We start from the raw sequence: 18644 nt of genomic DNA on the forward strand, positions 1-18644 counted from the left end.
GGTGTTGCGGTCCCGTCCCACCGGTTTCCCAGCGCGGACAGGGCACGGCGACCGGCCCGCGGCGCACGCGGGTCCGGTCCTGTCCCCCCAAAGACGACTCCCGGACCCAGAAAGTTGTGGATCCGGGCGAAGTCGGTGTCCTGGACGCACCAAAGCAGAACGATCCGTTCACGGCTCGAGGCACAGACAGGTGACAAGGTGGTGCCCCGGTGCACTCGAGTGCGGGAGCCCGACACCACTCCAGGAGGATGCTCATGTTCGTCGACGGTTGGTTCGGCCTGGTCCGCGTGCTGCTGGTGGGAACGTGCGCCCATGCCGCCTTGCTCGCTGTCCTGCGGGGGTCCGGCACGCACACGCTCTCCGGCTTCCGCCAGGAAGCACCGTCCTCGGACGCCGTCCGATGACCCGGATCTCGAGACGTCTGCGCGACAAGTTCTGGGTGGTGCCCCTGCTGTTCGCGGGGGCGGCTGTCGGCCTCGCACTGGCGCTCACCGCGCTCGACGACTGGTTCGACACCTCGCTCTCGCTGCCCTTGCTGTTTGCCGGCGGGCCCGAGGGCGCTCGCGCACTGCTCGCCGCGATCATCACGTCGATGATCTCCTTCACCGCTTTGGTGTTCTCGATCACGATCGTGGTGCTCCAGCTCACCAGCAGCCAGTTCTCGCCCCGGGTGTTGCGCACCTTCCTCCGTGACTGGGTCAACCAGGTAGCGCTCGGTGTCTTCGTCGCTACCTTCGTCTACGCACTGGTCGTGCTCCGGGCCGTCCGCGGCACCGCACAGACCGACACCTTCGTTCCCCAGCTCGCGGTGACCGCGGCCTTCGGGTTCGTGCTGGCGAGCGTCGTGGTGTTCCTGGTCTACATCGACCACATCGCGCAGTCCATCCGCGCGGCCACGATCGTCACCAGGATTGCCGAGGAGACGCGCGAGGTGCTCGACCAGCGCCACCCGCCCGACGCGGCCGAGCGGTCTCTCCTGCAACCGCCCGAGTCCGGCGGGCACCGTGTGGACGCGGAAGCGCCGGGCGTGGTCCAGCGGGTCGACGACCGGGCGCTGCTGGAACTGGCCGAGGAGCACGGGGTGACGATCTGCCTCCTGCGTGCCATCGGGGAGTTCGTCCCCGAGGGTGCGCCACTGGTGGAGGTCCACGGCGACGTCGTGCCGGACGAAGAAGCGCTTCGAGCGCACGTGCACCTCGGCAAGGAGCGCGCCCTGGACGAAGACGTCGGCTTCGGGCTCCGACAGCTCATCGACATCGCCGAGCGCGCCTTGTCGCCGGGGGTCAACGATCCCACCACGGCCGTGCAGGTCATCGACCAGCTCCACGACCTGCTGCGCCGGTTGGCCACCCGCCCGCTGCCGCCCAGGCAGCGCATCACCGGAGCCGGCCGGCTGGCCGTGCACGTGCCGGGGCCGGGTTTCTCGGACTACCTCGCCCTGGCTGTGGACGAGATCGCCCACTGGGGCTCGGACGTCGATCGCGTCCAGCACCGCCTCGGAGTCCTCCTGCGCGACCTCTCCGAGGCGGCCCTGCCCGCACACCGGCCGGCCGTGGCGCGGGCGCTGCAGTCCTTCGGGGATCCCTCGCGCGCGCTCTGGAGGAAGCAGTCGCCCGAACCGACCGACACTGGACTGCGCTGAACGGGCAGGACCTAGGCTCGGAACGTGACCCCCCGGACATCCGATGTCGGCCGGGTGCTCGCCACCTTCGCGGTGAGCGCCATGGCGGCGGGGGTCGTGTGCAGCCCGTTGGTGGCCGAGCGAGCCGTCGAGTCGGTCAGCTTCGCGGACCACCTCGGGGTGGTGCCCGTCGAGGTCTCCGTGACCCACAACGGCACCTCGACCCTGGACACCGGCGTGTTCGGCCGCCTCTACTGGGACCGCACCGGTGCCGGCGGCTTCGGCGCCCTGCTGAGGATCACCGGACCTCCGCAGGCGGATGGCGACTCGCTCGCCGCCTACGCCAGCCCGGGGTTCCTCAAGACCAGCACTGCGTTCATCGACGACCCGTCAGCGGTGGCCCGGGCGTACGGCGAGGAGCTGCGGAGCCGCGCACTCATCACCTTCTGGCGCCTGGAGCTCGTGGTCGCCCTCGTGGGCGGCGTCCTCCTCACCCTCGTCCTTCGTGGTCGGCCACCCTTCCCCGGGGCGTCGTGGCGTCGCCGTGCCGGAATTTGCCTGGTGGTGGGCGCTGCCGCCACAGCATCGTCGGTCGTCACGGCCGTTTGGCTGTTCCACCAGTGGGACGGCAACGCTCCCGTCGAGGACGCCCTCCCTCTGCCGGGGGTGCCTGGCGTGTCCTTGAGCAGCTCGCAGTCCCTCGAGATAGCCGCCCAGGTGCGACCCTTCGTGGAGAAGAACACCCGGCGCATCCGCGAACGCAGCGACGCCTACGCAGCTGCCGTCTCGACCAGCCTGGCGGCCGAGCTCGCCGACCCGGTCCTGACGCTGGACCCTCGACCGGGGGAGCAGATCGTCCTCGCCGAGGCGGACACGCAAGGGAGCTTCGTGGGTCAGCGGGTGCGCGAGGCCATCTATGCCGTGCTGCGCGAGCGGCTCGGGGACGACGCCATCGCGGTCCGGACGATCTCGGGCGACGTGACGTCCAACGGGACGGTGGCGGAGGCCTCGTACGTGCATGCGGAGGCTGGCACCCTGCCCGGCACCCCGCTCATCGTCGTCAAGGGGGACCACGACACGGCCACGACCCTGGCCCAGCTCGACGACGAGGGCATCGTCAACCCCCACCTGGACCCAGTCGAGGTCGACGGGCTGCGTGTGGTGGCCGGCAACGACCCGACCTTCAAGACCCTCTTCGGTGGAACGGTCGTCAACGATTCGGGCACCACACAGGCTGAGATCGGCGCCGCCGTGCGAATGGTGGTCGACCCCGACCTTGACGGTGAGGTGCCTGCGATGGTGGTGCTCCTGCACCAGCCCGGATCGGTTGACGGCTACCTCGGTGTCGACGCCCTCGACCTGGTCGACGACGTCGACACCACCACCTCGACGACACCACGAGAGGACGGAGTCCCCGATGTCCCGCCCGGGATCGTCAACATCGGACACCTGCACGACTCGTCCTCGCCGGTGGTCCTGTGGAACACCGACACCGACGACGTCACGTGGACGGTCGTGAACCAGTTGGGCACCGCTGGCGGCGTGGAGGAGAACCCGACGTTCAACCGCTTCTCGACGCCGTTCTCGACGCCGCTGAAGGACCTCAGCGTCCAGCTGCAGTACGTCGACGTGGCGACGGGCCTCCAGACGGGCTACGTGGAGCTGACCGCGGGGCCGAGCGGCACGGTGACGGTGTCGGGGCGGACCGACCTCGGCCTGCCCCTCGTCGGCCGGTGAGAGGCGCTCTCCTCATGCCGGGCACCGGCGCCGCAACGTGCGTCCGGAACGGCGAACCGGCTCCGACCCAGCGTTGGTGCGGGTCAGAGCTGGTTCACCTCGTCGGGCTGACAGGATTCGGTGCTGCGACCCTTGTCCATCGTCAGTGCTCCGAGGCGGCACGCCTGCAAGCTCGAGTGACACCTCATGCACGGCGGCAAAGCTGGGGTCAGCTGTGGGTCGCCCGCCTGACGCTGCTCCCCCACCAGGACTGCGTCGCCCTCAGTGGGCGCCGCCCATGTTGAGGGCCACGACCCCGATGATGATCATCGCCAGGGAGGTCACCGTGACCCAGTTCCAGTTCTCGCCCAGCCACACCACGCCCACGACGGCCACCAGCGCCGTACCGGCACCCGCCCACACGGCGTAGGCCGTCGACACGGGGATGTCGCGCACGACGAGTGACAACAGCCAGATCGACGTGGCGTAGCCCGCGACCACGAGAAGGCTCCAACCAGGACTGCGGAAGCCTTCGGTGCGGGGAAGGCTCGCGGTTGCGGCCACCTCGGCTCCGATGGCCAGCGCCAGCAACCCCAGTGCACCCCACATGTCGCGTCGTACCCTTCTCGCGTTGTAGCAGTTGCTACAGCCAGAAGTGTAGCAACTGCTACAGTCGCGGCCGTGTCGCCCGACCAGGTAGAGACCGACGGGCGCGGCTCACGCCGGGAGTGGGCCGACGCCGCCACTGACTACGTGCTGGAGCGCGGCCTGATCGGCCTGACCCTCAGGCCGCTGGCCGCCGCACTCGGCACCAGCGACCGGATGCTCATCTACCGGTTCGGCAGCAAGGACTCCCTCGTGGCCGAAGTCCTGCGGACCTCCAATGCCAGGGCAACCGAGTACCTCTCACACCTTCCTCCCTCCGAGGGCCCCAAGGCGGCTGTTCGTGACCTGTGGGCTGCGGTCTCGCACCCCGCCGTCGACGGATGCCACCGGCTGTACGTGGAGGCAGCGGCCCTGCGCCTGTTCGGCCAGGAGCCCTATGCCAGCATCGTCCGTGAGACGAACAACGAGTGGCGTTCGACCGTCGTCGACCACCTCACGAGATCGGGTCTCGACGCACCGGCGGCCCGTCGGATCTCAACCCTGATCGACGCCGCTTTCGTGGGGCTGCGACTGGACCTGCCGCTCGGCGACAGCAACGGCACCCACGACGTGGATACAGCCGTCGCTGACCTCGCCACGGCGGTCAGCCTGCTGGCCGAGAGCCCGGTCGGTCGTCAGGCCGCACAGCCTCCGGGTCCGGCGTCGTGCTGGCCCTGATCAGGAGCAGGGCTACGTCGTCCTGGAGCTGGTCACCGTGGAAGGTCCGGACAGCCTCACAGATCAAGGCGGCGAGCTCGTCGACCGGCAGGTCGCCGTGCCGGCGGAGCAGCTCGGCAACGCGGCGGGAGCCGAACATGTTGCTCTTCCGGCGTGCTTCGATGAGGCCGTCGGTGAAGGCGCACAGCACCTCTCCCGGTGCCAGCTCGAGCGTGGTGTCGTACAGCTCACAGTCGTCGAACAGTGCCAGCGCGGTGCCGAGGCGTCCGACCTCGTCCACCTCGCCGGTGGCCCGCAGTACCAGGGGTGGGTGGTGACCGGCCAAGGTGAGGCTCACCGACGTCCCACGATCGTCGGGTCGCAGGTAACCGAAGATGAGCGTGCAGTGCCGCTCGACATCGGTCTGGGCGAGCAGCTTGGCGTTGACATCGGCGACGATCTCAGCGGGGCCGCGATCAGGGTCGGCGAGGGCGCGCAGTGTGTACCGCGCGGCGGCGCTCACGGCTGCCGCTTCGGCGCCCTTGCCGCTGACGTCGCCCAGCATGAAGGCCCAGGTCTGTGGGTCGAGGCCGAAGACGTCGAGGAAGTCGCCGCCGACCTCGCTTCCGTCGCCCGCCGGTTCGTACGTGCTTGCCAGCTCGATGCCGGCGACCGCAGGCAGCACGGGCGGGATCATGCTGGCTGAGAGGGCGGCAGCCGTCCGTGACTTCTCGGCGAGCACACGCTGGAGGCGATCCCGGTCGCGGACGCGCTGAGTGATCTCGTGCAGTACGACGAGGTCGCCTGCTGGCCGACCCGTTGCGTCGCTGAGGTGGCGGTGGGAGACGTCGAATGTTCGACGGTCGTGAGGCGTGTCGTTCAGGGTGAGCTCCGCCCGGCCGTCCCCGGTGACGTCCGTGCCGGGGAACACGTCCTCGAGTCGGCGACCCAGCAACCCCGCGCGGCTGGCGCGGGTCAGGGCGGCTCCAGCAGGGTTCACGTCGACGATCCGCCCGAACGGCTCCAGCACGAAGACCCCGTCGGCCATGCTGTCGAGCACGGCGCTGCGGGCCAGCGGAGCCAGGTCGACCAGCCGTTCGTGGAACAGGCCCCACACCAGCACCCCGCCGGTGACGGTGAAGGCGAAGGGAGTGAGGTCGATCCGGGCGAACCAACCGACCGCGAAGTTGTGCAGCAGGTTCGCCGCCCACGGCAGCAGCGCCACGGCCAAGAGGACTCCGGCCAGGCGACGGTAGTGGCGGGCCAGTCGCACCATGCTGATCACGAACATGGTGGTCGCGCCGACGAGAAGGAGGTTGTTGTACACGAGTATCGCCCAGAATGCCGGGCCGACCTGCACGATCGGGAGGTCCTCGGTTGCCGCCGATGGCGGGTAGAAGCGCACGAGGTCGTGGGTCGCGGGGACCGCGAGGAGCGTGAGCGCGAGGATCGGCTCCACCGCCAGGACTGCCAGCAGACGCCGCGTCACGCGACTTCCGCGGCCGGTGTACTGCAGCACGAAGACCAGCCAGGCCGGTGCCAGGGCGAGGATCCCGACGTACTTCAGGTCCCCCCAGCGGCTCTTGACCGCGACGTCGTCGACCGAGAGCTCCACCGCATAGGCCAGGCCCCACCACGCCACAGCGACCAGAAGGACCGCCAGGCTCCAGCCCATCCGGGACTCTCGACGCCACGCGACGTACGCCGCCAGACCGGCCAGCACTACTCCCGCCACGACCATGAGGACGGCGAAGAGCGTCAACACTCCGAGAGTCCTTCCACCCGTCAGGCCTCACGCACACGCAGCCGGCCGAGCAATCACGCTAACCGCCACGCTGCCACCCCGTCCCCCGAATGCCCGAATGCCCGAATGCTCTCGTCGGCTACCTCAGCGCTTGAAGCGTTGCCGCGGCCGTCCGGTGCATCGAGCCATGGCGACCACGGCTTGGGGGGACCCCGTGCGCAGCGGGCCATCAGGTCAGCGCCCCCACCCACGACCCTCAGGCCGCCGCACACTCCTCCGTGGGATCTGACACCACGCTACGACCTTGGCCACGATCGCGCACCACTGCGAGGGTGTCGACTAGACCGCGCGGCCCCGCCTTTGTCGCAGGTTCAAGGCCAGCCGTGCCATGCCGGGTCAGATGTTCAGCTCGGCCCACGCGATCTTGCCGCCGGGGGTGGACTCGCATCCGGACCGCTGCGACAGCGTCGCGACGATGGCCATGCCCCGGCCGTCCTGGTCGCCCGGACGTGCGTGGTGCCGCTCGGGCCAGGCTCGTGATCTGTCCTCGACGGCGACGCGCACGACACCGTCGGCTCGAACGAGCGACGTCCGGAAGGGCGAGCCGCCGTGCGTGACGGCATTGGTCGCGAGCTCGGAGGTGACCAGTGTGACGTCACCGACCAGGGCGTGAAGGTCCCAGGCAGTCAGGGCGTCGCGGACGAAGTGGCGCACGGACGAGACCGCCGCCGGGACGGGGAGGTGGATGCTGGAGAGGGCCGCGTCAGAACAACGCGGGACCTCACCGGCGCCCGGGTGGGACCCGACAAGACTGACGTGGTCGTGCAGATCGCACACCCGGGCCACGTCGCTCAGGCTGGAGGCTGACAGCAGCTCTCCGGGGTAGGCGCACAGCAACCTGATGGGGTGCGCCACGATGGCCGTGTTCCACAAGGACTCGAGCTCGAGGGCAGCCGCCACCTCGCCGCGCTCCCAGAGCAGGCTCACCATCTCGCCGAAAGCGCTGACAGGACCGCCGTCGGTCGGCACCAAGGATGCGACGACTGCCGCGAAGCGGGCGGGGTCCGGACGCCCCTCGACCATGAACATGCTCATCGTCTGGTCGGCATCGAGAGCGACCAGGGTGCCGTTCCGGTTCGCGTCGACCGGGTCGGTCCCAAGGCCCGCCAGAACGTCATCGACGGCACATCGGTGCGCGGGACGACTGATCGTGACGACCGGGATGCCGTTCGCGAGCGACTCCGCGACGAAGCTGGCGACATACGCGACCAGCGCGCCGGGCTCGTCGTAGGCCGCGACCACGTGCTCCCTCTCGGCCATCAGGCACGACCCCTCCGCCGCCGCCGCCGAGCTCCGAGGTCCCGGTACACCATGTGTTGTCCCTCGATTGTGCACTCTTCAAGCACTCCTGGGAAGACCATGGGGGCGCCATCGACGTGCCTCAGAGGAAAGTGCACTGGGGCCCCGTCTACGGTGATGTGCGACGCAGGCCAGAACGCTGGGACTTGGGCTTGGAGGCACGTGCCTGCATCATCAGCGACACCGGGCTGGGCGAGACGGGTCCGGCGGCGCGATTCACGCAAGGGACGCAGATCGACTCGTCGCTGACCACGTCGCCGATCCCATCGAGCGTCACGGATCTTTGGTGCAGCGTTCGCCTACGGCACGTGCCGCAACTCGCCAGGTGCTCGAGAGTGAGGTGTCGACCCGCGCTGGGTCCGTTCACTGAACTGATCACATCCGGCATTCGCAAGACCTACCTTTCGGCATCGGTGAGCTGGGAGGCCCACCCGAAGCTGTTCGGTGATGCGGGCCTCACGACCAACCTTTCGATCGCTCAGGCGCGGTGCCTGCCCGCGCGCGTGCTCTCCGCCGGCCGAACGGCCAGCCTCGCGAAGTCGATGAAGTCGTCACTTCTCGCCCGCACGCCGTACGGCGTGGACTCAGGGCCAACGGCGACGACGCGGACACCGGAGCCCTGCAGCCGGGTGACCAACGGGACCATCGAGCCAGGGTTGCCCACGATCACCACCGTGTCGACTGCAGAGCTGCGCGCGAGGTCGACCGCATCCACGGACATCGACACCAGCGCCTGTTCGCTGTCCAGCTCGGCACCCTCCTCGCAGAAGTGATGCACGGGCTGGATGCCGTGCCGGCGCAGCAGACCGAGCCACGCCCCCATGTCGGGCTGGGTCCAGTCGGCATAACCGCGGCGCACCGTGACCGATCCCATGCCGGCCAGGACGTCGATCAGGCCGTCGGCAGTCTCCGGCGGGGTCGCCCGGGCTTCGACCAGCAGGGCGAGCCGCTGCGTCGGCTCCGGCGGCGACGCGAGCAGCTGCGGGACCTCAGGAGGATCCTCGGTGGACCGGACCGGCGTCTCGGCCGCCCCGCTGGCGTGTCTCCCGAGACGCGCGAGCTCCGAGTGACCGCACGGCTCGAGCAGTTGCGAGCGACGAGTAGGAAGCGAGGTGGGTCGCCGCACCCCAGGAGTGCTCGTGGCCGCCGCGTTGCGGGTCCGGTCCATGTTGTCCGGGGGCGGCCTGGCGATCCAGCGCCTGACGAGGACGGTCAGCTCGTCCTCGTTGTCGAATTCTGGCTCGCGCTCGGCTGCGATCATGGTTCGCCCCTGTCCCCACGAATACATACGTGCATCCCCCACGGACGCCCGCTGTTCTCATGGCCCACCATTGTCCGGTGGACGGGGCTCCGGAGGACGATTCGGTGAATCTTGAGACATTGTTCGAGTTCGCTTGATGAACGCGCTGTCGGGAACACTCGTACAGGCGGAGCCCGCCTGGGCCGGGTCTCGTCACCCTCATCGGGCTCGTTCAGCGCCCCTTCTTCGTCACGGTCAGCGCGTGGATGCAGGTGAGCGCGGACTGGGTGTCGACCATCCCCTCACCGGAGTGGATGTCGAACCCGGGGGTCATCATGTCGACCGCCGTGGAGAGCAGGCACTGCTTGGCCTGCGCGGGCGTCGCCGCGGGACTCGCCTCGAGCATGAGCGCCAGGACGCCGGCGACGTGGGGGGAGGACATCGAGGTGCCGGAGATGCAGAAGTAGCCCGCCTGCTGGATCTCCGCGCACTCGGTGAGGGGGGCCAGCACCGACGGGGACAGGGCGGCCATGATCGTGTCGCCGGGCGCCACCACGTCGACCTGCGGGCCGGTGCCGTCGGCCGCGCCCCGGCTGGAGAAGTCGGTGATCTGCTGGCCCGACACACACCCTGAGGAGTCGACGGACTTGCAGGCCGCGCCGACGAGGACGGCTCCGTTGGCCGGATCGTGGTAGCCACCGATCGTGCCCGGCTCGGGGCCGGCGTTGCCGGCCGAGAAGACCACGTGCACACCACTGTCGACGACCGACGCGATCATCTCGGACATCGCATCGAAGTCGGTCGGTTCGCCGCAGTCGAGGCCGAGGCAGTTGGGCTCGGTCGGCAGCAGCCCCCAGGAGTTCTGGGTGATGTCGATGCCGTACTCCTCGCGGTGCCGGATGGTCCAGTCGAACGCCGCCAGCGCGGCCTCCTCCCAGTCGAGGTCGTCGGCGATGCCGAAGCCCGGGGTGGCCACCCGCATCGAGATCAGGGACGTGCCCGGCGCCACGCCGGCCAGGTCGGGTCCGCCCTGCGACTCGGACAGACTGCCGTCGCCGGCGACGGTGCTCGCGACGTGGGTGCCGTGGCCGATCTCGTCCTGCAGTGCCAAGGCGCCGGTCGACTCGGCGTACGCATCCCACTGAGCGGCGGAGAAGCCCGCCTGCTGCGCTGCCTCGGCGTAGGAGAAGTTGAGTCCCTTGACCACCCGGTCACCGAAGTCGGGGTGGGCGGCGAAGATGCCGGAGTCGAGGACGGCCACCGTCACGCCCCCGCCGGTCACGCCGGGTCGGGTGCCAGTGACGCGCTTGCCGTTGACGCGGGTGGTGTAGGACGTCGGCTGGTCGACGCCGGTCGCGTTGATTTGCTGCTTCGAGGCGTACAGGTGCGACACCAGCCGGCGCTGCGGCTCGACGGCGACGACGCCGGGCAGGGTGTCGAGCCCGGCGGTTGCAGCCGGGTCGACCGTCACCGCCACGGCTCCGATGCTGGGGAGCTCGATGGCGCGTTCGACGCCGAGGGTCCGCAGCGAGGCGAGGGTTCCGGCGGGGACCACGCCGCCCTCGAAGGCCACGATCGCCTTGGCGAGCCCGGCCTCGTCCGTCGGCAGCGACGACGCGGAGATCGCCGTCGTCTCGAGGGTCGCCCCGGCGGACAGCGGTACGAGCACGGCTGCGCTCGTCGCGAGCGCCGTGGCGAGGGTCGTCAGCCGGCGGGTCGGTCGGAGCATCGTGGTGCACCTCCAGTGAGTCGTTGACGTTCCAACGATTCGCCGCGGCGCGGGTTATCGGGCAGCCGCGATCGGCGTGGGGTGTGCCACGACGAATCCGCCGTGGCCGGCGCGGCGCGTGTCCGGCCGGCCGCGGCAGTGGAAGTCGACATCGAAGTCCCGCGGAGGCGCCGCTGTACCGGCGACCTTCACGATGTGGCACCGTCGCCCGTACCAGCTCGGCACCTCGTCGTCCTCGACCGACAGCTCCACCGCGTAGGCCGGGCCCCACCACGCCACGGAGACGAGAAGGACCGCAGGCTCCAGCCCATCCGGGGCTCACGCCGCCGCGTGACGTACGCGGCCCGGTCCCCCGGTGAGTCGTAGAACGGGTTGCGTGCTCAGGTCGCGGGGTGCTCCTGGAGGGTGTCCTCGCCTTCGAGGGCTGACTCGCCTTGCCGGGTGGCTGAGGAGGCGTAGGAACCCGCGAGGTATCGCCACGCCGCGAGCACGCTGAGAAGCACGACGAGCGACACCATCACGAGTGGTGGAAGCGTGTTGTCGAACCCTCCGACGGCCATCACGACCATGGCCGCGACGATGCTGGCGCCCATCAGCACGGAGAACGTCAGGAGTGGTGCTACGAAGAACGCGCCCGTCGGCTGCCGTCTCAGCGTCAGGTACCCGGCAAGGGTGAAGGCCGGCAGCAGCACGGCAAGGTCGATGACGTGAATGGGATTGACCCACAGACCGGCATCCTCGACGCTCTGGGGCACATCACCGGAGAGCGTTGCCGGGATGAGCTCGCTCAGCCAGAGCGCTCCGAACATGACCCCGATCGCGATGGAGGTGTATCCCGCGAAAGCGCGTGCTGTGGGCTGGGGGAACTCCTCGTTGTCGGCGCGCAGTCCCGGCACTGTCAGCATGACCGCATAGGCGCTCAACCCGAGCGCCGCGACATAGACCAGGAACAGCTGGTTGAAGTGGACCGCCATCGAGTAGACGGTGTAGGCGTAGACGAGGTAGAGGAGCGTGCCGAGCCACACCAGCCCAGCTCGGTGGGACCCGTTGTGATGGCGGTAGCCGCTGATCCACAGCGTAACCACGGCGAACAGATTGCCGATGTCCTGGCCTCGCGCCTGGCTCGCCCAGTTCTCCGTCTCCTTGGCATACACGCCCTCATCCATGAGGCCAAGCACGCTCGCCACCGTCACCAGGGCGGAGATGGCCGTCGTCCAGACGAGAACCGACCTGGATCCGTGGGTCGTCATTGTCGCCTTCCTCATCATCGTCGATCGTTGCGGGTGTCCTGGTGGTTCGGGCCTTCGGTAGGTCAGCGACCACCAGTGGGCTCCGGTCCGCTCGTCGCGAGTCCAGCCCGCCTTGATCAGATCCGCGTCCAGCTCCTGGAGGCGTTCGACGGCGGTGTCGATCCAGCCGTTCGGCTCGGCGCGGTCGTCGAGGTCCTGGAGGCGCACGGCGGGGAAGCCGGCCCCGACGGCGACGTGCTCCTGAGCGTCATGAGCGCCGGGAGCGGTGGCGACGAAGCGGTACTGGGCGCTGCCGTAGCTGCCGGTCAGGGTGTTCAAGAGGGACGCGACCCAGGAGTGCTGGCCCAGTTCCTCGAGATGAACCTGGACGGTGTGGGGCTGCGGCGCGCCGACGCACGTGGTGGGTGGGACTCGCGACGTCATGTGTGCACCTCCAGCTCCAGCGAACCCCTTCTTCCTCACCGCAGGGAAGGACCAAAGGCCCCTCCGAGCGTCTCGAAGGTCATCAACTTCTCGGACGGCATGACGACCTGACGCGACTGCGAACGGCGGAACGTCAGCCCTCACCGCAATCCGCCCCGGATGGACTCGGCGGCTCGACGTTCGGAGGCCCCGGACAGACGCACTCGCTGAGGCGCATCAAGTCCCATGCGGATGTCCCCGATGTGGTGCTCACGCGTCGGGCGAGCGCGACGAGGGACGATGGACGAGGGTCAGGGGTCTTGGGGTCCTTCGCCCCACGTGATGGGCGGGTGAGGGGCCTGTGTCCCACCCATGTCTCCGACCCGACGCAAGCTCCGCACAGTCCCCACGCCCGTTCGTCGCCTGCGTTTCCTTGTGTCGACGGCACGTGAAAACTGACCCCCGGACGGCAACTGAGAACTGACCCCCTCCGAGACCCTGTCCTTGAACCTCGAGGCAGGGGGATACGGAGTGTTGTCAGTGGAGGACTGGGCTGAGATCCGCCGGTTGCACCGTGCGGAGGGAGTGCCGATCAAGGTGATCGCCAGGTCGATGGGGATCTCGAAGAACACGGTGCGCAAGGCGCTGCGTGATGAGGGTCCGCCGCGCTACGAGCGGCCCGCGCGAGGGTCGTTGGTCGACGAGGTGGAGCCGCGGATCCGCGAGTTGTTGCGGGTCACGCCGACGATGCCGGCCACGGTTGTCGCTGAGCGGATCGGCTGGGAGCACTCCGATCCGGACCCTGCGTACCCGGGTGAGCGAGCTGCGGCCGGTGTACCTGCCACCGGACCCGGCGTCGCGCACGACCTATGAGGCAGGCGAGCTGGCGCAGTTCGACTTCTGGTTCCCCGACATCGAGCTCCCGGTCGGCTACGGCCAGACCAGGACGGCGAAACGGCTGCCGGTGATGACGATGTGCTCGGGCTACTCCCGGTGGACGGGTGCGGTGCTGATCCCTCGTCGAGAGTCTGAGGACCTCTTCGCGGGTTGGTGGCATCTGATCCAACAGCTCGGCGCGGTGCCGCGCACGCTGGTGTGGGACGGCGAGGGCGCGGTCGGGCGTTGGCGCGCCCGACGACCCGAGCTGACTGCCGAGTGTCAGGCATTTCGCGGCGTGCTCGGTGCCAGCGTGTACATCTGCAAGCCGGCTGACCCTGAGGCAAAGGGGATGCTGGAACGGTTCCACGACTACCTCGAGCGGTCCTTCCTGCCCGGGCGGACATTCACCTCACCCGAGGACTTCAACACCCAGCTGGGCAAGTGGGTGGCCAGGGCCAACACACGTCGGATGCGGGTGCTGGGCTGCTCGCCGGCGGACCGGATCGCAGCGGACAAGGCCGCGATGATGCCGTTGCCGCCGGTCGCGCCCGAGGTCGGCTGGCGCAAGAGCGTGCGGCTGCCGCGCGACCACTACGTCCGCGTCGACTCGAACGACTACTCGGTCCACCCGGCTGTGGTCGGACGGCGGATTGAGGTCCACGCCGACCTCGACCGGGTCTGGGTGACCTGCGAGGGCGCGGTCGTCGCCGACCACGTCCGGGTGTGGGCACAGCACCAGACCATCACCGACTTCGAGCACACCGTCGCGGCCAAGCAGCTGCGTCACGGTCGAGCGGACCTGCTGCGGCCGGTCGCCGACGTTGTGACCGGTGAGGAGGTCGAGATCCGGTCGCTGACCACCTACGACCGAGTCCTCGGCCTGGTCGACGAACCGGACGACGAGCTCGTGGATGAGGAGGTGTCGTGATGGCCACCCGTGCCACGAAGACGGCATCGAAGACGGGTCGTGATGTCACCAGCGAGTTGGAGTTCCTGACCCGAGCATTGAAGGCACCCACGCTGCGCGAATCGGTCGCCCGGCTGGCTGAGCGTGCCCGCGAGGAGTCCTGGACCCATGAGGAGTTCCTGGCAGCGTGCCTGCAGCGCGAGGTGTCAGCGCGCGAGTCCCACGGTGGCGAGGGCCGGATCCGGGCCGCCCGGTTCCCGGCACGCAAGTCGTTGGAGGACTTCGACTACGACCACGCCCGTGGCCTGAAGCGGGAGACCATCGCGCACCTGGGCACCCTGGACTTCGTCGCCGGCAAGGAGAACGTCGTGCTCCTCGGCCCGCCCGGCACCGGGAAGACCCACCTGGCCACCGGGCTGGCGATCCGGGCCTGTCAGGCCGGGCACCGCGTCCAGTTCGCCACCGCGTCCCAGTGGGTCGACCGGCTTGCCGACGCCCACCACGCCGGCAGGCTGCAAGACGAGCTCCGCCGACTGGTCCGCTATCCGGTGCTGGTCATCGACGAGGTCGGCTACATCCCGTTCGAGCCCGAGGCAGCCAACCTGTTCTTCCAGCTCGTCTCATCGCGCTACGAACGCGCCAGCCTGATCGTCACCAGCAACAAGAACTTCGCCCGCTGGGGCGAGGTCTTCGGCGACGACACCGTCGCTGCCGCGATGATCGACCGGCTCGTCCACCACGCCGAGGTCATCGCCCTGAAGGGCGACTCCTACCGGCTGAAGAACCGAGAGCTCGGCCGCGTCCCCGCGGCCGTCAACGAAGAGAACTAGAACCAGGGGGTCGGTTTTCACTTGCCGCGCGGGGGTCAGTTTTCAGCCGCCGTTGACACCTTGGCACCGGGTTCAACGACCTGTTCCTCCTGCATGCGGCCGTCCGTGCCCCAGGGCTCGTCACGCTGGTCCTGACGCTGGCATCCCTCGACGTGAGTTGTCTTGCCGCGTCGGTCAGTCCTGCGACCAGAGTGCGCACGATCGCCGGGATCCTCGGCGCTCGCGGTTGCGCTCTGCGGCATGTGGGCCTACCTCGCCGTGGACAACGCCGTGACGGGTGGCGTGTCGACGGGCAGCAAGCTCGTGGAGGCCGAGGCGGTGGTCCGCCTCGGGATGGCACTGGACCCAGCTGTGCTCGTGCCGATGTACGCCGCGGCGGCGGTGTTGTTGTGGCGGCGCGCACCATGGGGCTTCGCGCTTGCAGGTCTTGGGGCTCTTCGCGGGCCTCCTGCACCAGCTCACCCACCTGGTGGATGGCGTTCCAGGTCATGGCCGAGGTCCCCCATCCCGTCGCCTTCGACCCCGGCGAGCCCGTCATCGTGCTGCTCTACCTGACCACACGGCACCAAGGCGTGAGATTCCAGCGGATCAGGGGCGTCACGTGCGACACCCCATGCCACACTGCAGGCAGGCGTCGCGGTACCTCGGGCACGTGGGGGTGTGGCGCCTGGACAGAACCGTCCACGGGTCACGCATCCTTGGGCGGTTTTGTGCGTCAGGCCCGAGCCGTGAGGGACACCATCCGGGTGCTGACCCTTGGGTCCTGCGCGCGGTCGGAACGTTGCCAGCAGCGCCTTGGCCTGCGGCGCCGGTTCCGCGCCGGCCATCATTGCGGGACCCGACTCTCGCCAGCGATATCGACCGCTGGATCGCGTACGCGCACGAACTGGAGGGGCGCGCGAAGGATGGCAGCACGGAGCCACCGAGCCGGGCGGCGGAGCACCCCTACCCAGTGGCCTGCGCGTCGTTCACGCGCTCGCCAGCCGGCAGGCCTGAGCGGCTCGTCCAGACATCGAGACCGGTCCGGGACACCGTGGAACGGTGCCGTCGGACGTCCCGGGACAGCACACGACAGGATTCTGCCGGTCCCGATCCCGAACCTCGGACTACCTGACCGGCGACGGCCGGGCCGGTGGGCTGTCGTGGGGCCGTCCGGCGCCGCGGGCCTCGTCGAGTATCAGGCGCGCCATCTCGAACGGGGTCAAGGCTGCGAGCTGGGCGTCCTGGGTGAGCCATCGTTCTGCCTCGTCGAGGTCGAGTCCTTGCTCCAAGAGGTAGCCGATGGCCCTGTCAACAGTCTGCCTGGTTCGGATCTGCGCAGGTGCGAGCTCGGCGTCGAGCCTGGAACGGAAGCCAAGGTCGTCGTTCAACACCGAGGTGTCTGGCACGGCGCCAACCGCGTGTTCGATCCAGGAGACACGGCCGGTGAACGCCTGTGCGTGCCGCGAGTAGACGGTGACGATCGCCGTGAGCCGGGTCTCTGCCGCGATGTGCAGCGCGAGGCTCGACCGCATCGTGTGGAGAGTGGGTTCGCCGGTGCCCGGGTTCACTGCACCCTCCTTGTCGATCATGGTGAGGGTGAGGTCCTCGTCGACGAACCAGATGCTCAACGCTGAGGCAGGGACCATGTCGAGGACAGCCTTCGCCACCCGGCGCAGCCTGTCGTTGGTCGTCTCGTCACCGAAGGCGGCCAGCTGCTCGATGGCCTCTGCGGTGGCCGGCAGTAGTTGCAACACGGATGCCTGACTGGCGTCGACACGCTGACCAGCCAGCTGCTGGGTGTGCGTACGCCTTCCCTCAACAACGTACCCGTCACTCCCATGGAGTGCTGACACGCGCTGCCGCGTCATCGACGACGACAGGGGAGCCGCATTGCCAGCAGAAGGCCCGCGGGCCCGCGATCTGGGGAGCAATAGGCTGCCTCGGCATCGCCGTCGGCGTTGCGCTGGGCGGCGTCCTCACCACGTGGACCAGCTGGGAGGCCATCTTCTGGATCAACGTGCCGATCGGCGTTCTGGTCATCGCCGCCACCCTCCAAGTCGTCGCGAAGGACCACAAGGGACCCGCCAGCCTGGCCCAGTTCGACGTTCCCGGGGCCTGGTCGGCGTCGGATCACTCGCCACCTTGATGTTCACCCTGGCGCGTGTGGAGTCCCAGGACTGGGCCTCCCTCCAGACCGCTCAGCAGCCCTTGGTGCACCCGCACACCTGGAGGATCTCGAGCCTGGTGTCGAGCACCACGGTGATGCTCGCCATCACCGGACTCCTCATGGCAGTGGTGTTCCTGACCTCCATCCTCGGACAGACGGCCCTCGGCTACTCCCCCTGGAGTCCGGACTCGCGTTCCTTCCGCTCGCCGCGACCCTCGTCGTCGGCACCCACCTCGCCGCTCACGGCAGTGCCCACCTCCCGGTCCGCACCATTGCCGCCTTCGGCCTCGCCGTCGTCGCAACCGGTGGCGTCCTCCTCTCCCGGGCCGACGACGCGTCCTCCTACGTCGGCGGACTGCTCCCCGGACTGTGCCTCATCGGGGTCGGTGCGGGCCTGGTGTTCGCTGCCGTCGCCGGCACTGCCATGAGCGGCGTTCGCGCCGAGCACGCCCGCATGGCATCGGGATTCCTGATGACGGGACACGAAGTCGGCGCAGCCGTCGGAGTGGCCGTCATGTCAGCTATCGCGGGCACGGCGGGCAACCTCGCGGCGGCATCAGGCGTGGCCGAGGCGTACGGTCGCGGCGCCCAGACCATCACCGTCGCGGCCGTGGTTTCGCGGTCCTGGCCGCCGCATGGATGCTCAGCGGCAAGGCCTACGCCGCTCACATGCACATGCACTGACTGAGGCCGCAGTCGAGGCGTCCGTCCTGGACACGTCTGGTGGTCTCGTGGATGCCGATGAGCCGAGATGACGAACCGACAGTGTGCTGGTTCAGGACATCCCGGACACATGTCTCACGACATCCCGGACAGATGTCTCAAGACATCCGCGACACCGCGCTGATGCTCAGCCATGTCAAAGGCACGCTTGGTCATCACCGCCGTTGTCGTGGAGGGGCGACCCGTCGCCGAGGTCGTCGCGACCTACGGCGTGTCCCGCTCGAGGCTCTACGAGCTCCTCGCCCGCTACCGAGACGAGGGCGAAGCCGCCTTCGAACCCCGCTCCAAGGCCCCGAAGACCTCGCCGAGAGCAACCCCGCCCGCGACCGTCGACCCGGTCCTCACGCTGCGCAAGCAACTCCTCGAAGCCGGCCACGATGCTGGCGCGGAAACGATCTGCTGGCACCTGCTCCAGCACCACGAGGTGAGGCTGGCGCGGGCCACGATCCACCGGATCCTGACCCGCCACGGCGCCGTCACCCCCGAGCCGCGGAAGCGACCCAAGTCGTCCTACATCCGGTTCGAAGCAGCAATGCCGAACGAGTGCTGGCAGTCCGACTTCACCCACTACCCCCTCACCGACACAGCAACCTTCCCCAAGGGCGTGGAGATCATCACCTGGCTCGACGACTGCACCCGCTACGCCCTGCACATCTCCGCACACCGGGCGATCACACCCCGATCGTGAAGGCCACCTTCCGCGAAGCCGCAGGTCAGCACGGCATCCCCGCCTCGACATTGACCGACAACGGGATGGTCTACACCGTCCGCCTGGCCGGCATCGGTCGCCGCG

General features: G+C 69.0%; 15 protein-coding genes and 1 pseudogene. 8 read left to right on the forward strand and 8 right to left on the reverse strand.

The features are described 5' to 3' along the window. The first annotated feature begins 254 nt into the window (after window positions 1–254). From EXE59_RS23935 to EXE59_RS18515, 3 genes are read left to right on the forward strand one after another with little or no spacing between them, the layout of a single operon-like run. Complete coding sequence (locus EXE59_RS23935; RefSeq protein WP_168218593.1) at window positions 255–404, forward strand: hypothetical protein; 150 nt, start codon at window positions 255–257, stop codon at window positions 402–404. Next, the gene (locus tag EXE59_RS18510; RefSeq protein WP_135840218.1) at window positions 401–1642 is read left to right on the forward strand and encodes a DUF2254 domain-containing protein; all 1242 of its coding nucleotides are present in this window, start codon (window positions 401–403) and stop codon (window positions 1640–1642) included. Before EXE59_RS23935 ends, EXE59_RS18510 begins: the two co-directional genes overlap by 4 nt. Window positions 1643–1666: 24 nt before the next feature. Continuing rightward, window positions 1667–3358 (forward strand): metallophosphoesterase family protein, encoded by a 1692-nt coding sequence (locus tag EXE59_RS18515; protein WP_135840219.1) that lies wholly within the window; start codon window positions 1667–1669, stop codon window positions 3356–3358. 261 nt (window positions 3359–3619) lie between these two features. Here the strand turns inward: EXE59_RS18515 and EXE59_RS18520 are convergent, their stop codons facing one another. Beyond that, the gene (locus EXE59_RS18520) at window positions 3620–3946 is read right to left on the reverse strand and encodes a DMT family transporter (RefSeq protein ID WP_210429066.1); all 327 of its coding nucleotides are present in this window, start codon (window positions 3944–3946) and stop codon (window positions 3620–3622) included. Window positions 3947–4018: 72 nt separating this feature from the next. Here EXE59_RS18520 and EXE59_RS18525 point away from each other — a divergent pair, with 72 nt between their 5' ends. Further along, a complete protein-coding gene (locus EXE59_RS18525) occupies window positions 4019–4660 on the forward strand; it encodes a TetR/AcrR family transcriptional regulator (RefSeq protein ID WP_135840220.1) in 642 nt (213 codons plus the stop codon). Here EXE59_RS18525 and EXE59_RS18530 read toward each other — a convergent pair. The 5 genes from EXE59_RS18530 to EXE59_RS18550 all read right to left on the reverse strand — a co-directional run bounded on the left by EXE59_RS18530 (window position 4587) and on the right by EXE59_RS18550 (window position 12168). After that, window positions 4587–6404 (reverse strand): histidine kinase N-terminal 7TM domain-containing protein, encoded by a 1818-nt coding sequence (locus EXE59_RS18530; protein ID WP_135840221.1) that lies wholly within the window; start codon window positions 6402–6404, stop codon window positions 4587–4589. The two genes, EXE59_RS18525 and EXE59_RS18530, sit on opposite strands and share 74 nt — an antisense overlap. A 375-nt stretch (window positions 6405–6779) precedes the next feature. Continuing rightward, complete coding sequence (locus tag EXE59_RS18535; protein WP_135840222.1) at window positions 6780–7703, reverse strand: MEDS domain-containing protein; 924 nt, start codon at window positions 7701–7703, stop codon at window positions 6780–6782. 517 nt (window positions 7704–8220) lie between these two features. Further along, complete coding sequence (locus EXE59_RS18540) at window positions 8221–9003, reverse strand: NYN domain-containing protein (RefSeq protein WP_168218594.1); 783 nt, start codon at window positions 9001–9003, stop codon at window positions 8221–8223. Window positions 9004–9214: 211 nt separating this feature from the next. Further along, window positions 9215–10711 (reverse strand): S8 family serine peptidase, encoded by a 1497-nt coding sequence (locus EXE59_RS18545; protein ID WP_135840224.1) that lies wholly within the window; start codon window positions 10709–10711, stop codon window positions 9215–9217. Window positions 10712–11091: 380 nt separating this feature from the next. Beyond that, complete coding sequence (locus tag EXE59_RS18550) at window positions 11092–12168, reverse strand: hypothetical protein (protein WP_135840225.1); 1077 nt, start codon at window positions 12166–12168, stop codon at window positions 11092–11094. Between the two features lie 726 nt (window positions 12169–12894). Here EXE59_RS18550 and istA point away from each other — a divergent pair. Further along, a pseudogene (gene istA, locus EXE59_RS18555) lies at window positions 12895–14170 on the forward strand (IS21 family transposase). Further along, window positions 14170–14979: an IS21-like element helper ATPase IstB gene (istB, locus tag EXE59_RS18560; RefSeq protein WP_135839305.1), complete on the forward strand. Its 810-nt coding sequence runs from the start codon at window positions 14170–14172 to the stop codon at window positions 14977–14979. The pseudogene istA and the gene istB overlap by 1 nt, the downstream one beginning before the upstream one ends. A gap of 1106 nt (window positions 14980–16085) precedes the next feature. Here istB and EXE59_RS18565 read toward each other — a convergent pair. Further along, complete coding sequence (locus EXE59_RS18565; RefSeq protein ID WP_168218595.1) at window positions 16086–16814, reverse strand: ANTAR domain-containing protein; 729 nt, start codon at window positions 16812–16814, stop codon at window positions 16086–16088. Between EXE59_RS18565 and EXE59_RS18570 the strand changes: the two genes are divergently transcribed. After that, a complete protein-coding gene (locus tag EXE59_RS18570; protein WP_168218596.1) occupies window positions 16805–17107 on the forward strand; it encodes an MFS transporter in 303 nt (100 codons plus the stop codon). The two genes, EXE59_RS18565 and EXE59_RS18570, sit on opposite strands and share 10 nt — an antisense overlap. A 187-nt stretch (window positions 17108–17294) precedes the next feature. On the opposite strand, the gene EXE59_RS18575 is transcribed toward EXE59_RS18570, so the two are convergent. Next, the gene (locus EXE59_RS18575) at window positions 17295–17576 is read right to left on the reverse strand and encodes a hypothetical protein (RefSeq protein ID WP_135840228.1); all 282 of its coding nucleotides are present in this window, start codon (window positions 17574–17576) and stop codon (window positions 17295–17297) included. Window positions 17577–17984: 408 nt separating this feature from the next. On the opposite strand from EXE59_RS18575, the gene EXE59_RS18580 reads away from it, so the two are divergent. Next, window positions 17985–18539 carry a helix-turn-helix domain-containing protein gene (locus EXE59_RS18580; protein WP_135840229.1) on the forward strand — a complete coding sequence of 185 codons (555 nt, stop codon included), beginning with the start codon at window positions 17985–17987 and terminating at the stop codon, window positions 18537–18539. The last annotated feature ends 105 nt before the right edge of the window (window positions 18540–18644 follow it).

Source organism: Nocardioides eburneiflavus (assembly GCF_004785795.1).
GTDB classification, from domain to species: Bacteria; Actinomycetota; Actinomycetes; order Propionibacteriales; family Nocardioidaceae; genus Nocardioides; species Nocardioides eburneiflavus.

Coding starts and splice junctions, on each gene's coding strand:
- EXE59_RS23935 (WP_168218593.1), top strand. CDS start 255: ATGTTCGTCGACGGTTGGTTCGGCCTGGTCCGCGTGCTGCTGGTGGGA.
- EXE59_RS18510 (WP_135840218.1), top strand. CDS start 401: ATGACCCGGATCTCGAGACGTCTGCGCGACAAGTTCTGGGTGGTGCCC.
- EXE59_RS18520 (WP_210429066.1), bottom strand. CDS start 3,946: ATGTGGGGTGCACTGGGGTTGCTGGCGCTGGCCATCGGAGCCGAGGTG.
- EXE59_RS18535 (WP_135840222.1), bottom strand. CDS start 7,703: ATGGCCGAGAGGGAGCACGTGGTCGCGGCCTACGACGAGCCCGGCGCG.
- EXE59_RS18540 (WP_168218594.1), bottom strand. CDS start 9,003: ATGATCGCAGCCGAGCGCGAGCCAGAATTCGACAACGAGGACGAGCTG.
- EXE59_RS18545 (WP_135840224.1), bottom strand. CDS start 10,711: ATGCTCCGACCGACCCGCCGGCTGACGACCCTCGCCACGGCGCTCGCG.
- istB (WP_135839305.1), top strand. CDS start 14,170: ATGGCCACCCGTGCCACGAAGACGGCATCGAAGACGGGTCGTGATGTC.
- EXE59_RS18580 (WP_135840229.1), top strand. CDS start 17,985: ATGTCAAAGGCACGCTTGGTCATCACCGCCGTTGTCGTGGAGGGGCGA.